Source organism: Streptomyces sp. NPDC050121 (assembly GCF_044460385.1).
GTDB classification, from domain to species: Bacteria; Actinomycetota; Actinomycetes; order Streptomycetales; family Streptomycetaceae; genus Streptomyces; species Streptomyces soliscabiei.
In genome coordinates this window covers 134,047-154,718 of the sequence record NZ_JBITJV010000016.1, presented here as the reverse complement: position 1 = coordinate 154,718, position 20,672 = coordinate 134,047, and the positions used below count along the sequence as shown (strand labels likewise).

The 20,672-nt window shown below is 72.4% G+C and carries 15 protein-coding genes; 4 read left to right on the top strand and 11 right to left on the bottom strand.

What is annotated here, in order from left to right:
* Positions 1-165: 165 nt before the first annotated feature.
* The 10 genes from ACIBTS_RS24720 to tap form a co-directional block, all read right to left on the bottom strand.
* Entirely contained in the window at positions 166-1,077 is a 912-nt protein-coding gene (locus ACIBTS_RS24720; RefSeq protein ID WP_399322192.1) for a TniQ family protein, read from the bottom strand.
* Complete coding sequence (locus tag ACIBTS_RS24715; protein ID WP_399322190.1) at positions 1,074-2,117, bottom strand: TniB family NTP-binding protein; 1,044 nt, start codon at positions 2,115-2,117, stop codon at positions 1,074-1,076. Before ACIBTS_RS24715 ends, ACIBTS_RS24720 begins: the two co-directional genes overlap by 4 nt.
* Positions 2,114-4,225: a helix-turn-helix domain-containing protein gene (locus tag ACIBTS_RS24710; RefSeq protein WP_399322188.1), complete on the bottom strand. Its 2,112-nt coding sequence runs from the start codon at positions 4,223-4,225 to the stop codon at positions 2,114-2,116. The genes ACIBTS_RS24715 and ACIBTS_RS24710 overlap by 4 nt, the downstream gene beginning before the upstream one ends.
* The gene (locus ACIBTS_RS24705; protein ID WP_399322186.1) at positions 4,219-6,180 is read right to left on the bottom strand and encodes a transposase; all 1,962 of its coding nucleotides are present in this window, start codon (positions 6,178-6,180) and stop codon (positions 4,219-4,221) included. Before ACIBTS_RS24705 ends, ACIBTS_RS24710 begins: the two co-directional genes overlap by 7 nt.
* A 41-nt stretch (positions 6,181-6,221) precedes the next feature.
* Positions 6,222-6,995, bottom strand: a complete 774-nt coding sequence (locus tag ACIBTS_RS24700) for a TnsA-like heteromeric transposase endonuclease subunit (protein WP_399322184.1) — start codon at positions 6,993-6,995, stop codon at positions 6,222-6,224.
* A 247-nt stretch (positions 6,996-7,242) separates the two neighbouring features.
* Positions 7,243-7,563, bottom strand: coding sequence for a hypothetical protein (locus ACIBTS_RS24695; RefSeq protein WP_399322182.1), 321 nt, complete (start codon positions 7,561-7,563; stop codon positions 7,243-7,245).
* Between the two features lie 152 nt (positions 7,564-7,715).
* Positions 7,716-8,939 (bottom strand): hypothetical protein, encoded by a 1,224-nt coding sequence (locus ACIBTS_RS24690; RefSeq protein WP_399322181.1) that lies wholly within the window; start codon positions 8,937-8,939, stop codon positions 7,716-7,718.
* A 188-nt stretch (positions 8,940-9,127) separates the two neighbouring features.
* A complete protein-coding gene (locus ACIBTS_RS24685) occupies positions 9,128-10,492 on the bottom strand; it encodes a DNA-binding protein (protein WP_399322179.1) in 1,365 nt (454 codons plus the stop codon).
* Positions 10,493-10,565: 73 nt separating this feature from the next.
* Positions 10,566-11,123, bottom strand: a complete 558-nt coding sequence (gene tpg, locus ACIBTS_RS24680; protein ID WP_399322177.1) for a telomere-protecting terminal protein Tpg — start codon at positions 11,121-11,123, stop codon at positions 10,566-10,568.
* Between the two features lie 14 nt (positions 11,124-11,137).
* Positions 11,138-13,375: a telomere-associated protein Tap gene (tap, locus tag ACIBTS_RS24675; protein ID WP_399322175.1), complete on the bottom strand. Its 2,238-nt coding sequence runs from the start codon at positions 13,373-13,375 to the stop codon at positions 11,138-11,140.
* A 208-nt stretch (positions 13,376-13,583) separates the two neighbouring features.
* Between tap and ACIBTS_RS24670 the strand changes: the two genes are divergently transcribed.
* The 3 genes from ACIBTS_RS24670 (at position 13,584) to ACIBTS_RS24660 (ending at position 17,268) form a co-directional block, all read left to right on the top strand.
* Positions 13,584-14,540: an ankyrin repeat domain-containing protein gene (locus ACIBTS_RS24670; protein ID WP_399322174.1), complete on the top strand. Its 957-nt coding sequence runs from the start codon at positions 13,584-13,586 to the stop codon at positions 14,538-14,540.
* 17 nt (positions 14,541-14,557) lie between these two features.
* Positions 14,558-16,996 (top strand): Helicase associated domain protein, encoded by a 2,439-nt coding sequence (locus tag ACIBTS_RS24665; RefSeq protein WP_399322171.1) that lies wholly within the window; start codon positions 14,558-14,560, stop codon positions 16,994-16,996.
* Between the two features lie 86 nt (positions 16,997-17,082).
* Positions 17,083-17,268 (top strand): hypothetical protein, encoded by a 186-nt coding sequence (locus ACIBTS_RS24660; protein ID WP_399322169.1) that lies wholly within the window; start codon positions 17,083-17,085, stop codon positions 17,266-17,268.
* A gap of 237 nt (positions 17,269-17,505) precedes the next feature.
* On the opposite strand, the gene ACIBTS_RS24655 is transcribed toward ACIBTS_RS24660, so the two are convergent.
* On the bottom strand, positions 17,506-19,218 hold the full coding sequence (locus ACIBTS_RS24655) for a hypothetical protein (protein ID WP_399322167.1): 1,713 nt from the start codon (positions 19,216-19,218) through the stop codon (positions 17,506-17,508).
* 371 nt (positions 19,219-19,589) lie between these two features.
* Between ACIBTS_RS24655 and ACIBTS_RS24650 the strand changes: the two genes are divergently transcribed.
* Positions 19,590-20,672, top strand: a complete 1,083-nt coding sequence (locus ACIBTS_RS24650) for a hypothetical protein (RefSeq protein ID WP_399322166.1) — start codon at positions 19,590-19,592, stop codon at positions 20,670-20,672.

Sequence of the window (20,672 nt, the reverse complement as noted above, 5' to 3'; positions counted from 1 at the left end):
CTTACGCCCGGGCCGAGGCGTTGGTGATGGGCGATACGTGGGTTGAGCTGGCCGTGTTGCTCTGCGCAGTGAGCTGAGTGGCATGCCGGTTTTTGCGCAGTGTGGTTGGCGCGCCTGTAGGCAGGGGGAGTTGGCGGCTGTTCCTGGCTGGTGGGAGCGGGTTGTTCAGCGGGCGTGCAGGCGTTGCCAGAGCAGGTCGTGGTCGGCGGGTGCGAGGCGGGGCAGCCGGAGGCGGTCGGCCAGGCGGTGGAGGAATGCGGTCTGCTGCGCGCGTGTCAGGGGGTGCGAGGGCAGGCGGTCAAGGGCAGCGGCGAGGATGAGGGTCTCGGGGTGGATGACCAGGCTCCGGCAGGTCAGAGCTGGGGAGGCCGGGCCTGGAGGGATGTGGGGGTTGGCGTTGGTGAGGCGGTCAAGGCGTGTGAGCCACCGCTGGTGCAGGTGCTGTTGGTGGTCATACCAGCGTGTCGTGATCGTCGATGCCCAGCTCAGGGAGGCCGTCGTCGCGCGGCGGGCTGTGGGGCGGGGCCGGGTGAGCTCGGGGACAGGGCGGATGTCGAGCGGGGCGGGCTGCCGGGAGTCGCTGGAAGCCTGCTGGTGGCGGGTGCAGATCATGATGCGGGGTGAGCTGGGCGCTGGGTGGATCCACGCGGGGGCGGCTTGGTGCGGGCTGCGGCGGATGGTGCAGGCGGTGCACGCCGGTAGCGGCTGCACGGCGGGCGGGACGGGCTGCCAGCGGGCGATGGCGGCGTGGGCCGTGCCGATGGAGGCGGGCGGGAGCTGACGGGCCAGCGCGCGGGCGAGGTGTGCGGGCGGGATGCGGGTGAAGGCGGACAGGCGGTGAGCGGCTTCGGCGCTGAGGTGGATGTCGGTGGCGGGCGGGGCCGCGAAGGTGCCGGTGGTGGCGATGTGCAGGCCGTCAAGGAGCTGGGCGGCGGTCAGTTGGTAGGTGGCGGCGAGGCGGGTGAGGTAGGAGGCTGCTGACTCGCGGGGCAGGGGCCTGATCCGCAGGGCGCCGGGCTGGGACGGCCACATCGTGCGTGCCCGCACCACAGGGCTGCTCCATGCGTGCGCGGTCACCGGCTGCTGGGTCGGGTACGGCGGCTTGCCGGGGTTCGGGGCCGGTAGTGCTCCTCGGCGAGGTGGTCCAGCGCGATGGAGTCCAGCAGCGTTTTGGTGATGCGTTCCTGGCCGTCGAGGATGGCTTCGATGGCGGCCTGGCGGATGAGGCGGGCCAGGCTGCCGATGCGGCCGGCGGTCCGTTCATGCAGGTAGGGGGCGAGCCTGGGCAGGCTGCCGGTGCGGTGGGAATGGAGGTCGAGGGCCGCTTCCATGGCGGCGATGAGCTCACGGAACGGTTCCCGCTCGCCGGCACGGGCGGGCAGGGCCCCGCAGTCGATGAGTGAGGCGCGTCCGGCCAGCTGCGCGCCGCGGACCCCGCTGAACACCGTGCTGGCGGTGACGTCGATCCCCGCGTACACGAACGTGGCGCCGACGCGCTCGGTGAGGTCCTTGAGCCAGTCGGCGGCCTCCGCTCCGCTGGAGCTGCGGGGGTTGAGCCGGTGGATCTCGTCGATCAGCACCAGTTTCACTCCGGCCACGGTGTAGGTGTGGCAGACGGCGGTCGTGATCTGCGCGGTGGTCATGCGGGTGGTGACGGGGATGCCGAGGTAGCGGGCGAACTCGCAGGCCAGGGTTTTGGCGGTGGCGCCGGGCGGAACCAGGACATACGCCACGGGCACGCTGGTGTCGTCCGGGGCGGCGCGGCGGGTGTGGGCCAGGTGGCAGGTCCGGCCGACCTCGAGCAGGGCGGTGGTCTTGCCGGTGGTGGCCGGCCCGGTGACGATCAGGGACGGTCGGGCGGTGACGCTCTGGCTGCGGCCGAGGATCATCAGCGTGCGCACGCTGCGCGAGAGGCTCTCGATGGCCGGGGTGCGCACGGTGACGAACTGCGAGTGGTAGGCCAGGCGTTCCTCGAGCGAGCGTGCCGGCTGGCCCGGCTGGCCCGGCTGCGGGGGAGCGGGCGGGGCGGTGTGGGCGAACCGGGCGAACGCGTCGAACGTGGTGACCGTCCCGGGGGAGGCGTCCTCGGCGGCGGGTGGGGTGTGGGGGCTGGTCACCAGCGTTCGGCCTCCTCGAAGGCGTCATACAGCGTGTAGCGGCCCACCGGCGGGGAGAGTTCCTCACCGTCGTCGGGGTGGCCGTCAGTGTCAGGCATGTGGGCTTCGATGGCGTCGAGACTGTCCTCGGGCTGCGTGTCGCCGTCTGCCGTCTGCGGGCCTGCCGTGGTTGTCGCTGCCGCGTGGCCCGCCGCTGCTGCGGCGGGTGCGCCGGGGCCAGGCTGGGGGCGGGCCCGGCGCAGGACCTGGTCGGCTGCTTCGGCCAGGTCGGCCTCGTGCCGCTCGCGGTCTGCGCGCCGGTGAAGGGCGGTGCGGATGTGGCGCCAGGCGGTCTCGCTCATCGGGGCGTGGACGTGGTCGCGGTGGATCCAGGGGATCTCGTGCAGGTGCCCGTCGGGCAGGCGGATGTAGACCTGCCGCACGTCGTGCGGGTTGAGGTGGACTTCCCACTTGCCCCCGGGATGGGTGGGGCAGGAGCGGCCGCGGTGCTCGTTGAGGACGGCGTGGTCGTAGGTGCGGTAGTTGATGCGGATGCCGCGGCCGGTGACGGGATGGAAGCGCACGGGCAGCAGTTCCAGGTAGTCGGCGCCGGTCAGCGGCAGCGGCACGTACCCGCAGCTGCCCAGCAGCGCGGTCCACATCTCGTTGGGGGCCAGTGCCTTCTTCGGCAGGACCGGGTGGCGCAGCCCGTCGTGGGGGCGGTGCTGCCAGCACGCGGTGACCCACTCATCCAGCAGCTCCTGCAGCTGAGCCACGGTGAAGTGCGCTTCGTCCTCCACGGCGTGGCCGCGCTCGAGAATGTGGGAGCCGGTGTAACCGGCGACGTGCTGCGCGAAAAGGGTGTTGATACTTCCGAACGTCCGCTCGACGGCGCCCTTGGCGGCCGGCGAGCGCGGCGGGGCGGGCTGCACGCTCACCCCCAGGGTCTCGCAGGCGGCCAGGAACGCGGCGGAGACGAACACCCGCCCGCGGTCGATGACGATCGTCTCGGGCACCACCACCGGCCGCGCCGCTGCCTGCTCCAGGCGCGCATCAAGGGCGAGCAGCCGGTCGTAGGGGACGGCGGCGTGGGCCAGGCGCAGCTGGCCGGGCCAGCCGGGCCGCGCTGGGTGGGGCACGGCCATCTCCGCCAGCAGCAGGGCCGCGTCGACGGCCTGGGTGCTCTCCTCGCGCAGCACGGCCGCCACCACCGACCGTGTCGCCACGTCCAGGGCGATGGTCAGCTCCGGGCGTACCGGACGGCCGTCCTCGCCCACGGCCATCACATCCAGGAGGGTGGTGTCGACCTGCACCAGTTCGCCCGGCCGCAGCGCCACCGTCGGCGTGAACGGCCGCACCGGGACGGTGGTGGCGGTGCGGGCGGGGCGGCCGGGATGCTCCAGCGGGTCGGCCAGTACCCGCACCAGCCGGTTGAACGTCGACGGCGCAGGCAGCGCTACGGCGCCCGGCCCGTGGGTGTCGGCCAGGATCTGCCCGGTCAGCTGTCGCAGCCCCTTCAGCGTGCCCTTGGAACGGCCGCGCTGGCGGCGCAGCGCCTCCAGCACGGCGGCCACCACCCGCTCATCGGTCCGCCCCGTCGCACGGGCCGGCCTGCGCCGGGGGATCAGCCCCATGAGGCCCTGGGCGTGGTAGCGGGCGCGCATGCGGCGCACGGTGGCCCGGCTGACCTGCGGCCAGCCCAGCCGGGCGAGTTCTTCCGCCTTGGCCTGCTCCCGCTCGGCCATCGACCGCTTCATCGGGTCGTACTCGGGCCGCGGCATCCCGCTGCTTGCCGGGCCGTCGGGCAGGCCGGTCTCGATCTCGCGGATGTGCCGCTGCCAGGCCAGGGCCCGCTCTCGCTCCCGCTCGGGCACCGTCTCCAGCAGCCCCCACGGCGGCACGGCGGCGGCCGGGGAGCCCGCCACGGTGAACGTGGGGTCGGCGAAGAGGAACGAGGCCAGCATCGACGCGGTCTGCCCCTGCTCGTCGACCAGCGTCACCGACGCCCCCATCAGGGCGACCACCTGCCAGGGCCGGCTCTGGAAAGTCACATACGCGCCCAGCTTCACGTGCCTGCTGCCGTCGGCGGCGGCCACGGGGCGGCCCGGGCGGGCGGGCGCGCTCACCACTGCCCGGCCTCCGCCTGCGCGTCCCACACCGACCAGCCCGGCCCCTTTTCGCTCGCCCGGCGTCCCTGCACGGACCCCTCCGCCACGCCCGGGCCCTCCGTCAAGGACCAGGCCTGCGTGGCCGCTTCGGTCTCTGCGCGCTGCTCGGCTGTGCCGGAGCCCTCGCCCGGTGACGTCGGCTGGTTTGCGGGCCGGCGGGTGCGGGCGGTGACCGTCTGCGCGGTGCGCTGGTGCACGGTGGCGTCGAAGGGCCGCAGGCTGTGGGCGCTGTCCGTCCAGGCCAGCGGGTGCAGCTCTCCGTCGGGCAGCCGGATGTGCACCTGCCGCACGTCGTAGGGGTGGTGGTGCACCTCCCACCGGCCGTCGTCCGTGGTGGGGCAGGACCGCCCACGGTGCTCATCCAGACAGGTGGCGTCGTAGCGGCGCCGCCCCAGCCGGATGCCCGCCTCGGTGACCGCATGCCGCCCCGCGGGCAGCAGCTCGGCGAAGTGCCGGGCCCCCAGCGGCAGCGGCACCACTCCGGCGGCACCCAGCAACACCTGCCACATCTCCTGCGGGCTCAGCACCGCCCGGGGCATCAGCGGGTGCCGCAACGCCTCCTGGGGGCGGGTATGCCACACGGCGGTGATCCACTCATCCAGCACATCCTGCAGGTGCAGCATGCTCAGCACGCTCTGCGGCGGCTGCCCCGAGCCGTCATCGCCGGGCCCGGCCGGCCGGGCGGCGGCGGCCACTGCGGCGGCATGCCGGGTGAACAGCCCGGCGAGCACCCGGACGGTTTCCGCAACCGCCCGGCCCTCCTGCCGCGCCGAGACGGCTTCCAGGCTGACACCGAGGCTTTCGCACACGCTGAGCAACCAGGACCCGGCGGCGGCTGTCGCCGGGTCGAAGACCAGCGTCTCGGGGACGGCCACCGGCCGCACCGCCGCCGCCTCCAGGCGCGCCTCCACACTCATCAGCCGCCCCGGAAGCGACTCGTGCGCTGTGCGCAGCATCTCCCGCCAGCCGGGCCGCACGACGCGGGGCACGGCCATCTCGGCCAGCAGCACCGGCAACTGCACCGGTACCGCCTGCCGGCTGTGCACCACGGCGGCCAGCACGCAGCCCGTGGCCCCGTCCACCGCCGCGGTCACCGACACCGCCACCGCACGGCCGTCCTCGCCCACCACCGGCACACCCAGGGCAGCGGTGGCGACATGGACCCGCTCCGCAGGCCGCAACGCAGGCGGCGCACCGCCCACCCGGTCCCGGCCGGTGGCGGTCCGCGCCGGGCTGCCCGGCGGCTCGGCCGGATCCGACAGGGCCTTTACCAGCCGGTACAGCGACGCCCTCGCGGGCAGCTTCACCCGCCCCGGACCGTGCCGGTCCGCCACGATCTGTTCCGCCAGCTCGATGATCTGCCTCACCGTGGTCGCCTTACGGCCACGACACAGGCGCAACGCCTCCAAAACGGCGGCCACCACCCGCTCGTCGGCGCGCCCCGTGCCCGACCGGCGGCGCAGGGACCGCCGGTCCACCAGAGCGAGCAGCCCCTGGCGGCGGTAGGCCAGCCGCATCCGCTGCACGGTCGCCCTGCTGACCCTCGTCCAGCCCAGCGCGGCCAACTCTGCCGCTTTGGCGTGCTCGCGCTCGGCGAGCGTGAACCGCTGCGGGTCGTACCCCTGCCTGGGCACCCCGGTACTGCCGGGCCCGCCGGGCAGCCCGGTCTCGATCTCGCGGATGTGCCGCTGCCACGCCAGAGCCCGCTCGCGGGCCGCCGCCGGCAGCGCCGCCCACTCCTCGGCCGCCGGAAACCGTGGCTCGGCCCGCCCGACGACCCTGAAGCCGGAGGCGGTCACCAGAGCGGCGGCCAGCACACACCCCGTGGCCCCGTCATCGGCGGCCAGATACACCCGCCCGTCGACGAGACCGCTCACCTGCCAGGTGCGGCCCTCGAACTCGACCCGCGCCCCCACCCCAACACCCCGCCCGCCAGGGGCGGTTGATTCGTGCCTGCTCAACGTGCCTGCTGCTCCCGCTCGCTGCCGTCCGCAGCCGGATTGGACGGGCCGGGGCAGACGAGGGTGTGCTCGCCCAGCGGCCGGGTCAGGTCCGCGGTCAGCCGCCCGCTCCACAGCGCGTGATAGAGCGCCGGCAGCGCACTCAGGACCTCGCCCGCCGCCGCGGCCCCGGCCATCAAAGCCCGCGGGGCGGCGAACGCCTCCAGCACCGCCTGCTCGAGCCCGCCAGCGTCGCGGTAGCGGGGATGGCGGTAGCCGGCCAGCCACCGCACGTTCGCCGCCACCACCGCATCCGGCGCCAGCAGCCGCCGGTAGGTGAACCCCACCGCCGCACACGCCGCCCCCAGCACCGCGGCCGCGCGCGCGGCACGATCCCCGGCAGGCTCCGTGCTCGCGGGGCAGTCAGCCAGCAGAGCACGCCCGTCGGCGTAGCGGGCGAACACCTGCGGCACCCACGTCAGGCCCCGCCCGCTGCCGGGGTCCCGCCAGATCAGCCGCACCGGCCGCGCCGACAACCCCACCACCTGCGGATCACGGTCCAAAACCATCAGCTGCATGCACATCGCCTGCGACCCGTGCGGTACGTGCCCGCCGGTGGTGGCCGACCACCACCAGCCCGGCCCCCATCGCCGCCCGGGCACCACCGGGAACGCCGCCACCGGCTGGAGCTGCTCGAACCGAACAGCCACCGCGGCCTCGACCCAGCGGCGTTGCACGAGAGTGCCGTCCGGCCCCGTGAACTCTGCCTCCACCGCACCCGGTTGCGGCACCCGGCAGGCCCTGCCGCGACGGCAGGTAAGCCGTCTTGGCTGCTGTCGATGATCACGTGCTCCACACAACGTCATACCGGCCACGGCGCGCAGCCGAACCGGCCGGTAACTCCAACTGCCTTGCCACAAACACCGGTTGTCCTGTGCGGGGGCCAGGATGCCGCCTGGGGCGCGCCGGTGTCAGTGCGCATCTCTGCACTTTCCCGCCCGGGCCGCCAGATGGGCAGACGCCGGATCGGCTTCGCCGCTATCCGAGAGAGGACAGCACCCATCCCGAGTCGTCTTCGCCGGAACCGAACTTGATCAGGGCGCCGGACGGCATCGCCGCACCGCGCGCGAGCGTGTCGACGAAGGCGTCTGCGAACGCGTTGACCTGCTCGCGCCCCGCCCCCTGGTCGTCGTCGAGGACACCGGAGTCGAGCCACAGGTGGTCGCGGTGCCCCGTGACCTTCAGCATGATCTTGAACGTCTCGTGGTGGTAGTGCGGATCGCTCACGGTGACGCCCACGACGGTGTCACCGCGCACCAGATCGTCCCCGACGCGTACCCACACATCGCGTTTGGCCACTGCCCCCCACTTCCCCCGCCCGGCCGCATCAGCAGCCTGAGCGTAGCCGTCTCGGGCCCGCCTCTGGCTTAAGAGTCGGCCCGCCAAGGAAAGACTCAGTCTGCGGCTTTCATGCTGACCCCTTGCAGCCCGGGGCCTGGCGGCGGTCGGGGTCAGGAGTGTCGGAAGCCGCGGTCGGGGTCGCGGGCCTGACTGGGGCGGAAGGGCACGAACCAGTCCGCAGCGCCCAGATTGGCAAGTCCGAGGGCCTGGTTGATCTCGTTGCCGCTGTCCTCGATCCCGTCCAGGGAGGCGTCGAACAGCATCAGCACGTCGTGGTCCTCGAACAGGACATCCGAGCACCAGTCCCAGTCGAAGTCGCGGCGCTCCTCACCCAGACCCTCCACTGTTTCCGCCACCAGGCGCGGCCGGTTCCGCGTCAGCGACTTGGCCCGGTCGATACCCAGGTGCAGGGCCATCTCCTCGCCGGTGCACAGCGGGCGCACGGCGTGCGTCTTGGCGAGGTCGGCGGCCAGGTCATCGAAGCATCGGGCCATCTGCCGCCGCCACTGCTGGTCCTGATGAAAGGTGATCGGCGGCAGCGAGCCAAGGACGCGGCCCTGGCCGCGCCCAACAGGCGCGTCCCCTACGGCGGCGACGTCCTGCCAGATCTGCTCGGACAGCTCCTCGAGCGCCACCCGCAGCACCGCAGCCGTCCGCGCGGTGAGCTCGTCCTCCTCGCCGTCCTCGTACCAGCCGTCGTTCTCATCGTCGTCTTCGTTCCACGCCGCCGGCTGGCCGTGGCGGGCGAGGGAGCGCAGACGGCTGCGCACGCGCTGCGCGGCCTCTTCGGGGGCGGCCAGGGCGTTGTCGATGATCTGCAGTTCGTCGGAGAACTCCTGGGCGCTCAGCAGCGTGCCGGCCTCGGCGAGCAGGGCGGAACCCGCGTCCGTGCAGGCGTTCTTGGTGGGCAGGACCACGGCGAAGTAGTTGTCCGTCAGCCGGTCGATGACAGAGGCCACCACGCCCGCGACGACCACAGGGTCGGCGAAGGCTTCCTCCACGTGCAGCCGGTCGACGACGAGAACGCTGGAGGCCGACTCGATGAACTCCTCGAACTCGTAGGTGAACCGGCCGTCCTCGTCCAGGAGCTGGGCGGCCACCAGGGCGGGGAAGGACTGCTCGTCGGCCATCCGCTCGCGCAGATTGTCGGACTTCCAGTACAGACCCCTGACGGCCGTCAGGCTTCCCACTGGTGTGCCGGCCGCGGTGATGCGCACCTGCCACTCCTGCACTCCCTGCGCGGCAGGGTCCAGCAACTGGTGGGTGTGGTGGAAGTCGAGCGCCAGCTGGGCAAGGTCCGCCCCCGCTGCCGCCGGACCCGTTTGAGTGCTCAACGTGCTCCCTCGGCGCCGGTCCCCAGGCCGCCGCCTACCCGCGGCCCCGCCTCAGCGTAGTGGCCGCACGCCTTCGCTTTTCGCGAAGCGGGCACCGCGCACCCCCAGGGGGAACCCGGCCGGATCCGCCCTGCGACCGGGCTGCGGCGTGCAGCGGCTGAGAGACGGCACACCGGCCGCTGCGTGAGTCAGTCCTGGTCCGGGCCCTCTGACACGAGCTCCGCCAGCTCCTGGACGGGCAAGCGGGACCACGCCGACACCTCCTCCGCCGCCACTCCCGCGGCGACGGCTGCGGCGGCGGTGTCCACCAAGGCCTGGTCGATCAGGGCGGCACTGCGGCTGAGGTGCTCCAGCAGTGTGCGGGCCACCTCGGCGGTGGTGCCGCTGTGTACGCCCCGCAGCTGCACCAGCTGCTCCTGGGCTTCGCCGATCATCTGCTCGATCTGGAAACGGTGTTCGGCGCTCACTGTGGCTCGCCACCGGGTGCGCGAGCCGCCTGCCTGCTGTTCGGCCGCCATGACGCGCAGCTGGCCGGCCATCGTGGCGGGCTGCTGTTCCCGCTTCAGCCGCCATGGATCGTCCCTCCACCCGGGCGGCCCGCCTTCGCCGCGCCGCTGGCGGATGACAGCGCCCATCCAGGTGAGCAGCGGCCCGCCGTAGTCCACCGCCGACAGCGGGCCCAGCCAGCCCCGTCCCACCCGCTCACCCAGCCGGCGGCAGAACGCCCCGTCGGCGGGCAGCGGCCGCGGCCGCCCGGCGCCGCTGTCCCTCCACACCAGCTCGGTCATGGCCGGGTCCAGCAGCGCGTCGGCCACGGCCACCACCTCCGGGAAGATGACCGGATCCCGGCCCGCGATCCGCCACCACCCAAGTCGCGGTCCCGCGTTGCCGCCCGCCACCCGGTGGAGCCTGTGCGGCCAGATCTCCTCCTGCTCCCAGTGCAGAGCCTCATCCCACCAGCGGGCCACGACCGCGTGCGCCACCGTGAACGCCTGCTCCGCCGCCACCCCGGCCCGCACCGCACGCCGCGCCACCCCCGCCCACTGCCGCTGTGCCGCAGCCACCTCCGGGACGCCGCGCAGGTCGAGGTGTTCCAGCGGCTGGTCGGCGTCCGCGTCCAGCAGCCACCGCCCGTGCCGGACGCACACCCGCTGCCAGCGCGGCAGATACCGCACCGCCCGCTGTGCCCGCCCGGTGCGCCGCGCGGTGCACGACCGGCAGGCGAACGCCGCTTCTTCCGCCACCGCGCTCGCCGCCCGCCACCGGGCCTGCGGGAGGGCGGCCTCCCGGCCGGTGCTGATCTTGGGATCATCCACGGTGAAAGCGGGCAGAGCGCGCGCCAGCACCGCCGGTTCGACTCTGCACAGTTCGGCGAGCACGGCCCGCCCGGCTTCGTTGAGCACGATCTCCGCATCGGCCCGCATACCGCCGCTGTCCAACCGGGCGGGGGAGTTGCGGCACGTCCACAGCCGCAGCACACCGGCAGCTGGCAGGCCATAGCGGTCCGCGGCCCGGCTGATCAGCGACGAGGTCAGCTCCCCGGCCAGCGGCACGGTCCGTAACGCTCCTGCTCTCACAGCTCTCCCCGACGCCCTGTCCTGCTTCCGGCTCCAGCGCGCTGACCGCCTACAGCTCGAACTGCAGGTCGACGATGTCCTTGAGTTCCACTTCGAGGCCGTGGGCACGGCGGCCGCCGTCGCGGAAGTACACCTCACCCAACGCCTCGGCAGCGAGTTCGCGGAGGTCGTCCTCGTCGACGCCTGCTTCCTGGGCTTGCAGGAGGCGGGCGGCGTGACGGGGCGGCAGGGCGAGGGTGAGGTGACGCACGCGGGCCTGGTCGGTGCTGCCGACGGCGGCGGTGTAGCCGAACCTTGCCTGCACATCGATCATGATGCCGCTCGTGGTGGCCGCCGCCGCCTTCGCCTTGGCCCTGATCTGCGGCTGCCAGCGCGTGCGCACTTCGCGTTCGAGGCGCTCAGCGAGCTCCGGCCGGGGCTTTTTGATCTGGTTCTTCACGTAGCGTTCGACGGTGCGCTGGCTGATGCCGAGCAGCTCGGCTACGCGCAGGGTACTGCGCTGGTGCTGCTGGACCAGGTATCGCATCTGCGCCCCGGCGGACTTCGGGATCGGGCGTGTGAATGCGCCCTGCACCGCCTTGTCGAGTTCCTCCCCGACCGTGACCATCGCCGTAACGCTCCTTATTCTCCGGTGTCCTTGGCGGTGGCCTCGCCTGTCTTGATGTAGCGGGCGAGGTTGGCGACCTTGCCGTCGGCGCCGAGCTGCTCGAGCACGTCCGCGCCCCACAGCACGCTCTGGGTGCCCTCGTGCTTGACCATCCCGGGCGACACACCCAGCCGGAAGCTGCCCGGCACGGTCTTGCCGTCGGCGTCGTAGGGCAGGACGTCCAGGGGGCTGGGGCCGTCGGCGGCGTACACGGCGCAGTCCGAGAGGACCGCGACCGGATACTGTCCGGTGGCCGCTGCCAGATTCAGCATCTTGCGGTGCATGTTGATCCGGGCCCGGGAGATGACGGTGGCGCGGATGTCTGGCCGCCACGTCGGCCGGGCCAGGGCGGGCCAGGCCTGTCCCGGCTTCCAGCCGCCGCCGCGCGCCTTCTCCTGAAGCTTGCCGATGCCGCCCTTGACGGTCATCTTGACCGCGTCCACCACGATTCCCAGCTCCGGATCACGGCTCTTGTAGCCGTCCATCGCCTCCAGGAACTGGTGCGCGGAGAGCTTCTCCGCGACGCCGAGGTCCGCCATGGTGGTGACGTAGGCGTCGCGCAGCCGCTTGTACCAGCCGTCCAGGAACCGGCCGCTCTCGCGGCGCACCCACGCCTCGAGCGGCGTGACGTCGTAGCCGAGTTCGACGGCGTAGGCGACCGTCGGCGTGGCGTACCAGGCCGGACCGGTCGGGCGTTCGCCGCTCGGCGTGAACGGGCTGGGCAGCAGCGCGCCGTCGAGGTCACGCCACTGCTTGCCGACCTTCACCCGGGACAAGTCGACGTGGGAGAGATCGACCAGCCAGGAACCGGGCACCGCCGCATCGAAGACCGGACCGGTGACGTGGACGGGCGGCGTGGCCAGGCCGACGACGGCGCCGTTGGCGGCCGCGCCGAAGGCGAGGTTCACATCCAGGCCGACCAGGCAGCGCTTCATGCACTCGGCATCGGTCAGATCCCGCGCCCAGTCGTAGGCCTCCTCGAACAGCCTCTCGCCTGGTCCGCGCACGTGGAAGCGGGGCAGATGGGCCAGGACGGGATGTCCGTCGGTCGCCTCGCACGGCGCCGGGTCAAGCGGCTCGGTTCCCAGCGAACCGGGCCGGTGCTCGCGGTGGCGCCTGCCGTCGGCGTCCGGCTCGCTCGCGCGGGTCGGCGGGTTGAGCGCGCTCATCAGCTGCAGCCCCGTGACGGCGGTGGAGCCCACCGGCGTCATCACCCGGGCCGCGTACACCCCCAGCACCCGGGCCAGTTCTGGCGGCGGCAGCTGAGCGGCATGGCCCCAGGAGCGGTCGTCCAGGGCGCGCCAGGAGGGGATGCACAGCTGTACGCACTGCCTGCGGCCGCCCTGGACGGGGCGGTAGATCCGCGCCCACGGTCCCAGCCCGCGCTTGGTGAGCTGCCAGTCGGCGCGCTCAAGCTGCTTGATGACCTTGTGTCCCTCCGGGAGCCGCCCGGCAAGCCGCTCGGCCTCGGACAAGGTGGCGGGCAGGCCGTAGCGCTCACACGCCGTCTCGGTGAGCACCAGCAGCGGGTCGCCGTCCTTGCCCGAACCGTGCAGCCTCTCCGACCCGAGCTGCGCCTCGGTGAGCGTCCACTCCACCAGCGCGGGCAGCGACTTGGCGGGCACGTCCAGGATCAGACCGCCGACGCCGTAGCCGGTCACATTCCGCTCGGAGTCGGCGTCGAGGACGAGCAGCGGACCGTGCGCGTACACCCCGCCGGGGGCGGGAGCGTTCGCCGGTGCGGCCTTCTTCGCAGCCGGGCGGCGCGAACCCGCGGCCCGCTCTGCACGCGGCAGCGACACTGCGGCCCCCCGTGCGCCGACCGCCGCCCTGGCCGTGGCCGGGGACTCCTCGGCCACAGGAGCGGCAGCGGCTTCCGGCGCCCGGCCCGTGGGCTCAGGCCGTGCTGCGGGGGTGACGGTCTGAGCCGCCGCGGTGTCCGTGTCCTCCTGCGGGGTGCCGGTGCTCTCGGGGGCGGGGTAGAGCTTGGCGAGCTGCTTCAGCAGGCGCGCGTACGCCTCCCGCTCCGGAGGCCGGGGCTCGGTCCTGCCCGACTCCCAGCCGCCGACGGTCGCCCGCCGCACGCCCAGGGCAGCGGCCACCTCGTCCAGGGTGAGTGCGTGCGCCTGGCGCAGCCGCCTGCGCTCGGCCGGCGGCGGCAGCGGGGAGCGGGACGCGACCAGCGCGTCGACCGCGTCGAACAACTCGGACATGACACACCTCCGTCCCTGACCCTACCCTGAAACGCTCTTACCGCGTACAAACAGCGTACAAACCACGTACTTTGCGCGTACGGGTAGTGTTCGGGGTGCTAAAGTCCGGTCACCTGACCTGGGTTGTGCACCAAGCGGCGGGGAGCGGGCGTGCGCTCGTGCCGTTGCCCTTTCCCGGGTGAGCGTGACGACGTAGCAAGGGGGAGCGGTGACAGCAGCAAGTGACGGCTGGGCCGGCATGGGCTGGGACTGGACCGATGCCGACGACATCCGTCGGCGCCTGGACGATGGAGCTGATCCGGAGAGCTGGAACAGGAGTCGGCCCCTGCATCGGGCAGCGGTGTTCGGCTCCCCGGAAGCTGTTGCGGAACTGGCCCGCCGGGTTGCGGATGTGGACGCGCTGGAGAACGGGGTGACGGCACTGTGGGAAGCCGTCCTGTCCAGGAAGCCGGCCAACGCACGAGCACTCGCCGCTGCCGGGGCCGATCCCTGGCGGCTGTTGCTCGGTGGCTGGTCACCGGGGCGGCTGAGCCTGGCCGGACCGACCCCGGAGCTGTTCCCGGTACCGGAAGGGGTGTCCCTGAGCGACACCGAGCGTGCCGCAGCGCAGGAGGCCCATCGGCTCACCACGGCCCTGGGCGACTTCTACTACGACGGCACGGGCCTGGCCTGCGTGGCCGGTATCGACGCGGCTGAGGCAGTGCGCCGTCTTCAGGCGACGCCGGTGGACGGCGAACTCATCGACGAGCTACTGGAGGACCCCTACGCCTACGACATGGACGCGAGCCTGCAGATCATCGGCGTGACGTCCGTGCCGGGCGGCTGCGTCGTCACCCAGCCCTGGGGATACGCGCCTCACATGCCGGGCGTGCTGACCCGGCTGTCCGCCGGCACCCTCTGCTACGGCCTCTACGCCAATCCCAAGAGCGGCAACCAGGGCAGCATCGCCCGCAACGGAATCATCGAGGGCTCAGACCTGCACCCCGGCGGAGGACCGGACGAGGACGACACCTCCGCACAGGTGCAGGCCTCCTACCTCTACCAGCACAACGCCGTCGCCTACGCCTGCGCCTTCGCAGGCCTGCACCTTGCCGACCGGCGCGCGGTGACCGGGCCGCCCGACGTGTGGGCCGAACTGCCCCGCCGCGACTACTGGAGTCACTGACTCGGCAAGGAGCTGTCATGACGGTGGTGGAACTACCGCGCCCCGGGCGCGCGCGGCTCTTCCCTGACCAGGCCGAGGCAGTGGAGCGGCTGGTGCGGCATCTGCGGCGCGCGGGGACGCGGGGGCTGTTCGTGTCGGCGACGGGCACCGGCAAGACGCTGGTGTCGATCCGCACAGCGGACGGACTCGGCGCGCGGCTGGTGCTGTTCGTCGTCCCCACCCTGGACCTGGCCGCGCAGACCGCGCTGGCGTGGCGGCGGGACGGCCACGGTGAGCACATGGTGATCGTCTCCTCCCTGGATGCAGCAGGCCGGGACGACCTGGTCGCGGCCCGCGTCATGTCGACCACCGACCCCCACGCGCTGGGCGGGCTGATGTCGGTGGTGGGGGAGGGGGAGGACCAGATCAGTGCGTTGACGGTGATCTGCACCTACGATTCCTTGGACAAGATCGAACAGACCCAGCGCACCGGGTACGCGGTCCCGCCGTTCGACCTCGCGATCATGGACGAGGCACACCGAATCGCCGGACGGGCCGACAAGAAGTGGGCCATCGCCAACGACGCACAGCGCATCCGCGCGGACCGCCGCCTCTACATGACCGCCACCCCCCGCACCTTCCTCGCCCCGGAGCTGGCGGAGTCCGCCGACACCACCCGCCCGCGCCGCCGCCCTACCGCCGAACCGGACGCGGACGTGGATGCGTTCGCCAACTCAATGGACAACGAGGCCGTCTACGGCAAGAAGGTCTTCGAATACCCCCTCGCCCAGGCGGTCCAGGACGGCCGGGCCGCGGACTACCGCATCGTGGTGCCCACCCTGACCGACACCGACCTGCGCCGCCGCCTGAACATGCCCGCCCCAGGCACGAGCGCGAACACCGCCGCCGGTTCCGGCGAACAGGGGGACGACGGTGCGCTGCGCACCACCGCCCTACACCTGTCCGTCCTGCGCGCCATGACCGAACACCGTCTGAGCAAGGTCCTGGTCTACTTCAACCTCGTCTCCGACGCCCGCCGCTTCGCCCGCGAACTCCCCCACACCTTGCGCCTGCTGGCCCGCACCGACCCCGACCTCGTCCCGGACATCACCCCCGAGCTGTTCTTCGCCCACGGCGAGCACACCCCAGCCCAGCGCGCCGACACCTTCACAGCCTTTGCCGCCGCCGACTGCGCGATCCTGGCCAACTCCCGCCTGATCGCCGAAGGCGTCGACATCCCCAGCGTGGACGCGATCGTCTTCGCGGACCCCACCCGTAGCGTCATCCGCTGCGTCCAGGCCCTGGGCCGCGCCCTGCGCCTGGACGTCTCCGGCAAGACTGCCAGCCTGATCGTCCCCGTCTACGTCCCGCCCGGCGCCGACGGCGAGAACATCCTCGGCACCGCCTACGAACCCGTCTGGGCGATCGCCTGCGCACTGGCCGGCCACGACCACCGCATCCTCGAACGCCTCCCGGACAAGGCCAACCGCCTCCCAAAGGAGACCAGCGACGTCATCGCCCGTCGCTGGCACTTCGACTTCACCGTCCACCCCGAACGCATTGCCCAGGCGATGGACCTGGTCTCCTTCGATCCCCGCGACGCGGCCGTCTCCCGCTCCCGCCGCCTCGGTCTCGCCGCCGCCCGCTCCTACCGCGACCAGTACGGCCACCTCGACGTCCCCGCCGACCACATCGACCCCACCGGCTACCGGCTGGGCACCTTCATCACCACCATGCGCGACGCCCGCACCGCCGGCCGCCTCGAAGCCGACTGGATCGCCGAACTCGACGCCCTCGGCATGATCTGGGACAAGCACGACGCCGCCTGGCGCGCCCGCCTCGCCGCCGCAGCCGACTACCTGCGCACCCACGGCCACCTCGCCGCCCCCGCCACCACCCCCGTCGGCGCCTGGCTCGCCGAACAACGCCACCTCGCCACCAAGAACACCCTCGACCAGGCCCGCGCCGACGCCCTGACCGCCCTCGCCTCCGACTGGCGCCTTCCCCACGGCGCGGACTGGCACCGCAAATACCACCTGCTGCGCGCCCACCTCGCCTCCGGTGCCGACCCGGCCGCCCTCACCCGCGACAGCCACCTGGCCGGGGTGAAGATCGGCTCCTGGCTCCACCGCCAACTGACCATCTGGGCCGCTCTCCACCCCGGCCAGCGGAACCTGATGACCGCTCTCGGCCTCACCCCCGACACCAACACCCTCGCCCCGGCCCGCCGCACCCGCCGCACCTTCGAACAGACCGTCCAGCTCCTGGAACTCTTCCTCCACCGCGAAGGCCGCGCCCCCACAGCCCGCGAGACGATCCGCGTCGACGGCGACACCGTCAAGATCGGCGCCTGGCTCGCCAAAGCCCGCACCAAGCACCGCGCCGGCCAGCTCCCCGAGACCCATGTCCGTCTGGTTGCCGCCCTCTTCGACGGCGACTGGACAACCGAGGCCGCCGTCCCCGCCGTCCTGGCCTGAACGCCCCGCTGCCAGCGGGGCGTGTCCGGGGCCCGTATGCTGCGCCGGTCCGGCGTACCGCCCGCTGAAAGGGAAACCGCCCCACCGTGTTCCAGCAGACCCCCGTCTACGACCGCCTCGTCGCCGAACGCGGCGACATCCCCGTCCAGGTCCGCGGGGAAGCCGACCGGATACACCGCGACCTGGCCCAGGTCCTGCGCCAGACGTCCGCCCCCCAGCCGAGCACCCCACGAAGCGTCTTCGAACCGAAGCAGCCTCCCAGCGCCCTGTAGGCATGCAGCCGTTGCCCCTCCCCCTCTGGGAGAGCAGCGGACGGGCACCCCCGCCGGCGCTACGCCACGCACCGATGCCTGGCCGAACCGCTCCGGCCAGGCGGCACCGCCGCACCTGCGGGCCGGGTGAAGCGCCGCGTCGGCTTCTGCTGCCGGGCGAGGAGTTCGGTGAAGAACCCGGCCTGTTGCCTGCATCGGCGCCCACGGGCCTCCCTCGCGGCTGAGGCGGACGGCCTTCTACTCTTCGTACGGCTCGTGGGCGGGCACCTGTCCGTCGCTGCGCCGCTGCCGGTCGCCGGTGAGCGCGACGATTCGGTTGACGGGCACGGAGATGGCCGGGTGGCCGCCCGTGGGGGAGAACCCCACTCGGCCGGTGCCGGGCTCGTAGGAGGTCACCGTGCCGTACAGCCGGTGCAGCACGGTCTCGTCACGCGTTCCGCACTCGACGTCCAGACACAGCATCCAGTCGTTGAGCCAGTGGACGGGCAGGTGCTCCATCTCGGCGGCTGCGGGGCCGGGGTGCTCGTCGTCGGGGACCCAGCTGTACTTGCCGACGACCAGGTCGTTGTAGACCTCCATCGAGTCGGGCCCGCTGTAGGTAGCCCGCCGCCCGAGCTGGGCAGCGCGCCGCACCGCCCGGGCCGTCGTCACCATGGCCGTGGGCATGGCGCCGGGCCCGTCGCCTTCGGCGTCCGCCGGCAGGTAGGGGTAGGCGCCGCGCAGCAGCGCCAGCACGTCTTGCTCGTCCGGTTCGGCGGTGCCCGCGACAAGCTCCGGTCCGAGGATGACCCGCTGCCGGTCGTCGCGGGTGTGGCCGGCGGCGTGCCGGGCGGCGAAGCGGGGGACGGCGAGCACGACAGCGTGGTCGGGTTCGATTCCGTAGCCGTTCCGGCGGCCACCGAAGGGGACGGTGGGGCCGTGCTGCTCGTACTGGGCCAGGTAGGCCAGTTCCGCATCCTGCTTGCGGGTCAGCGGCCAGCCGCTCACCCGCACCAGCTGCCGCCCGTCGCCGCCGTCACCCGTGGCCGCCCCCAGCGCCTCCTCCAGCCGGTCGCAGCAGTCCAACACGTACTGCTGCCACCGGTGCTGGAACTCCGCATCCGCCCACTGCGCGGGAGAAGCAAACCCTGCACCCGCCACGAGGGCCGGCTCCGGCAGCGCCGTCACATCACGCACCCGCACCCCGCCCCAGGCGGCTTCCACCGCCCGCATCGCCGCCGCACGTGCCGCAGTCGCCTCGCCGCCCTGGTCCCGGACGCCGCTCCACGCCCGCCGGACGGCCGCCCACACGTCGAACGGCTGCGCCCACCGGGACTGCAGCACCGCGGCCGCCAACTCCTCGCCCGTGCGCTGCACGTTCCCGTCGGCGGCCACTGCATCGCACGCCCCGCTGACCGACGTCACCTCGCGCGCCGCAGGCGCCGACGCCCGCCAGTTGGCCAGCACAGCCTCCGACCGTTCCAGCACTCCCGACCACGCCTTAAGCATCTGCCGCGCGCCCGCGCCGACCGAGGGATCAGCCGTCCACGGCCCGAGCCCGCGGCGAACCTCCGCATCGCGGTGCCGTGCCGCTTCCCACAGCACCCGCGCATAACCCTCCCAGGACCGCGGGCCCGCCTCCTGCTCCTCCAGCCTGCGCACCCGCCCGCCAGCCGCCACAGCGTCGGCCGCTGCCCGCCACAGCGCCTCCTCGCCCGGCTCCACCCGCACCACAGGGGCACAATGGCGGCACACCTGCTCACAGACGTCCAGCAGAGCGAGCGGGCTGCCCGTCAGGTGCTGCGCGTAGCGGCAATCGCTCCGCCACCCCGCCGCCTTGGCAGGAACGTGCCACTTCCCGCCGCCCGCACGCCCCAGGACCACGGTGATCCGCCGCAGCGGCCCGACGTCCACCCCGGCCGCCAACAGTTCCTTCTCCCGCAGCACCGGAAGCCCTCGGTCACGCCGCACGACAGCCCGCCCCCCCCCTTGTCGCCTATCCGCTCTCGTCGCTCACTGTGACACAGGCGCCCGACCGGCATGCTCGGTTACCCAAGGGCGTCACCCTCCCTGGCAAGGACCGGCTTATGATGCGGCGCACGGGTCTGTACCGGTGCCGCTTCCATGGCCGCCCCGCGAGGTTCTTTCCCGCCCGTGACTGACCCGCCCCAGAGAGGAGAGGAAGAAGGCCAGCAAACTGTGCCTAGGCACGTCACCGAACGGTCCTGCTTCCCAATAGGCTCTCCTAATCCGAATCAGAAGCCGCCCGCGGCACCAGACGGGTGCGGTAACCGGCTTACGCAACAGCTTCGTTAGGACAGTCCGCAAGCAGGGGGAGCAGGATGACGGGGGAGATCCCGCAGAACACGGACCGAGCCGTGACGGGCAATCAGCTCTCCTCGCCCGGCGTTGAGATGCCCGGGCAGCGCCCCGGGCCGCCTGCATCCGGTTCGGAGCCGCAGGTCGACTTCCCGCCCGTCCTCAACGGACTGGACTACCTCGCCAGCGTGGTGGAGCACCTGTCCGACCATGCGACGCCGCGCGACCTGAAGTACGCCGTGCTGCACCTCCAGGCCGGCACCGAGGTCCTGCTCAAGGCCCGCCTCCGGCAAGCGCACTGGACGCTGGTCCTCCAGGACCTGTCCGCCGAGCTTCGCAAGAGCAGGAAGACTCCGGTGAGCGAGCGGTTCGCCAGCGGAAACTTCGTCAGCTGCGGCATCGATGAGACCCTCAAGCGGCTGCGGGAGGTGCTGGGACTGGACCTGGACAGCGAGCACCTTGCCGCCGTCGCGAAGCTGGGTCAGACTCGCAATGCCCTGCAGCACTACGGGCTGACGCAGTCAGCACCCGCGGTGAAGGCTCAGGCCGCCGCCGTGCTGGACTTCCTGCTCGCCTTCCTGCACGAACACCTCCTGCCACACCTGGGCGCGGCTGAACAGGCTCAGGTGGAGACGGCCATGGATGACATCCGGCATCGACTAGGCACGATCACCGAGCTGATTCATACTCGGATGAACGGGATCAAAGATGTATTGGCTCCATACACGGACGTAACGGTCGACTGTCCGGACTGCGGTATGCCAGCGCTGGTCGCCGGAACCCCTGTTGCTTGCCGGTTCTGCTACCGCACGTGGAGCGACGCCGAATCAGCCACCGCTGACTACATTTACGCCGATATGGTGCGCCGGGCAGCACTGGACCCCCGAGACAACGAGGAAGCACTCGTCCACTGGTGTCCCAGGTGTGACACCCCGACCATCATCGATGTTGAACGCGACTGGTCGTTCTACCTGTGCCTGGGCTGCGCTGCTGTCTTCGACACCCTTATCTGGTGCAAAAAAGGCTGTGGTTCCCTGATTGATCCGAAGACGAACGACTTCGACATCTGCCCCGCCTGCATGGCCCGGCTACGCGAAAACACCTGA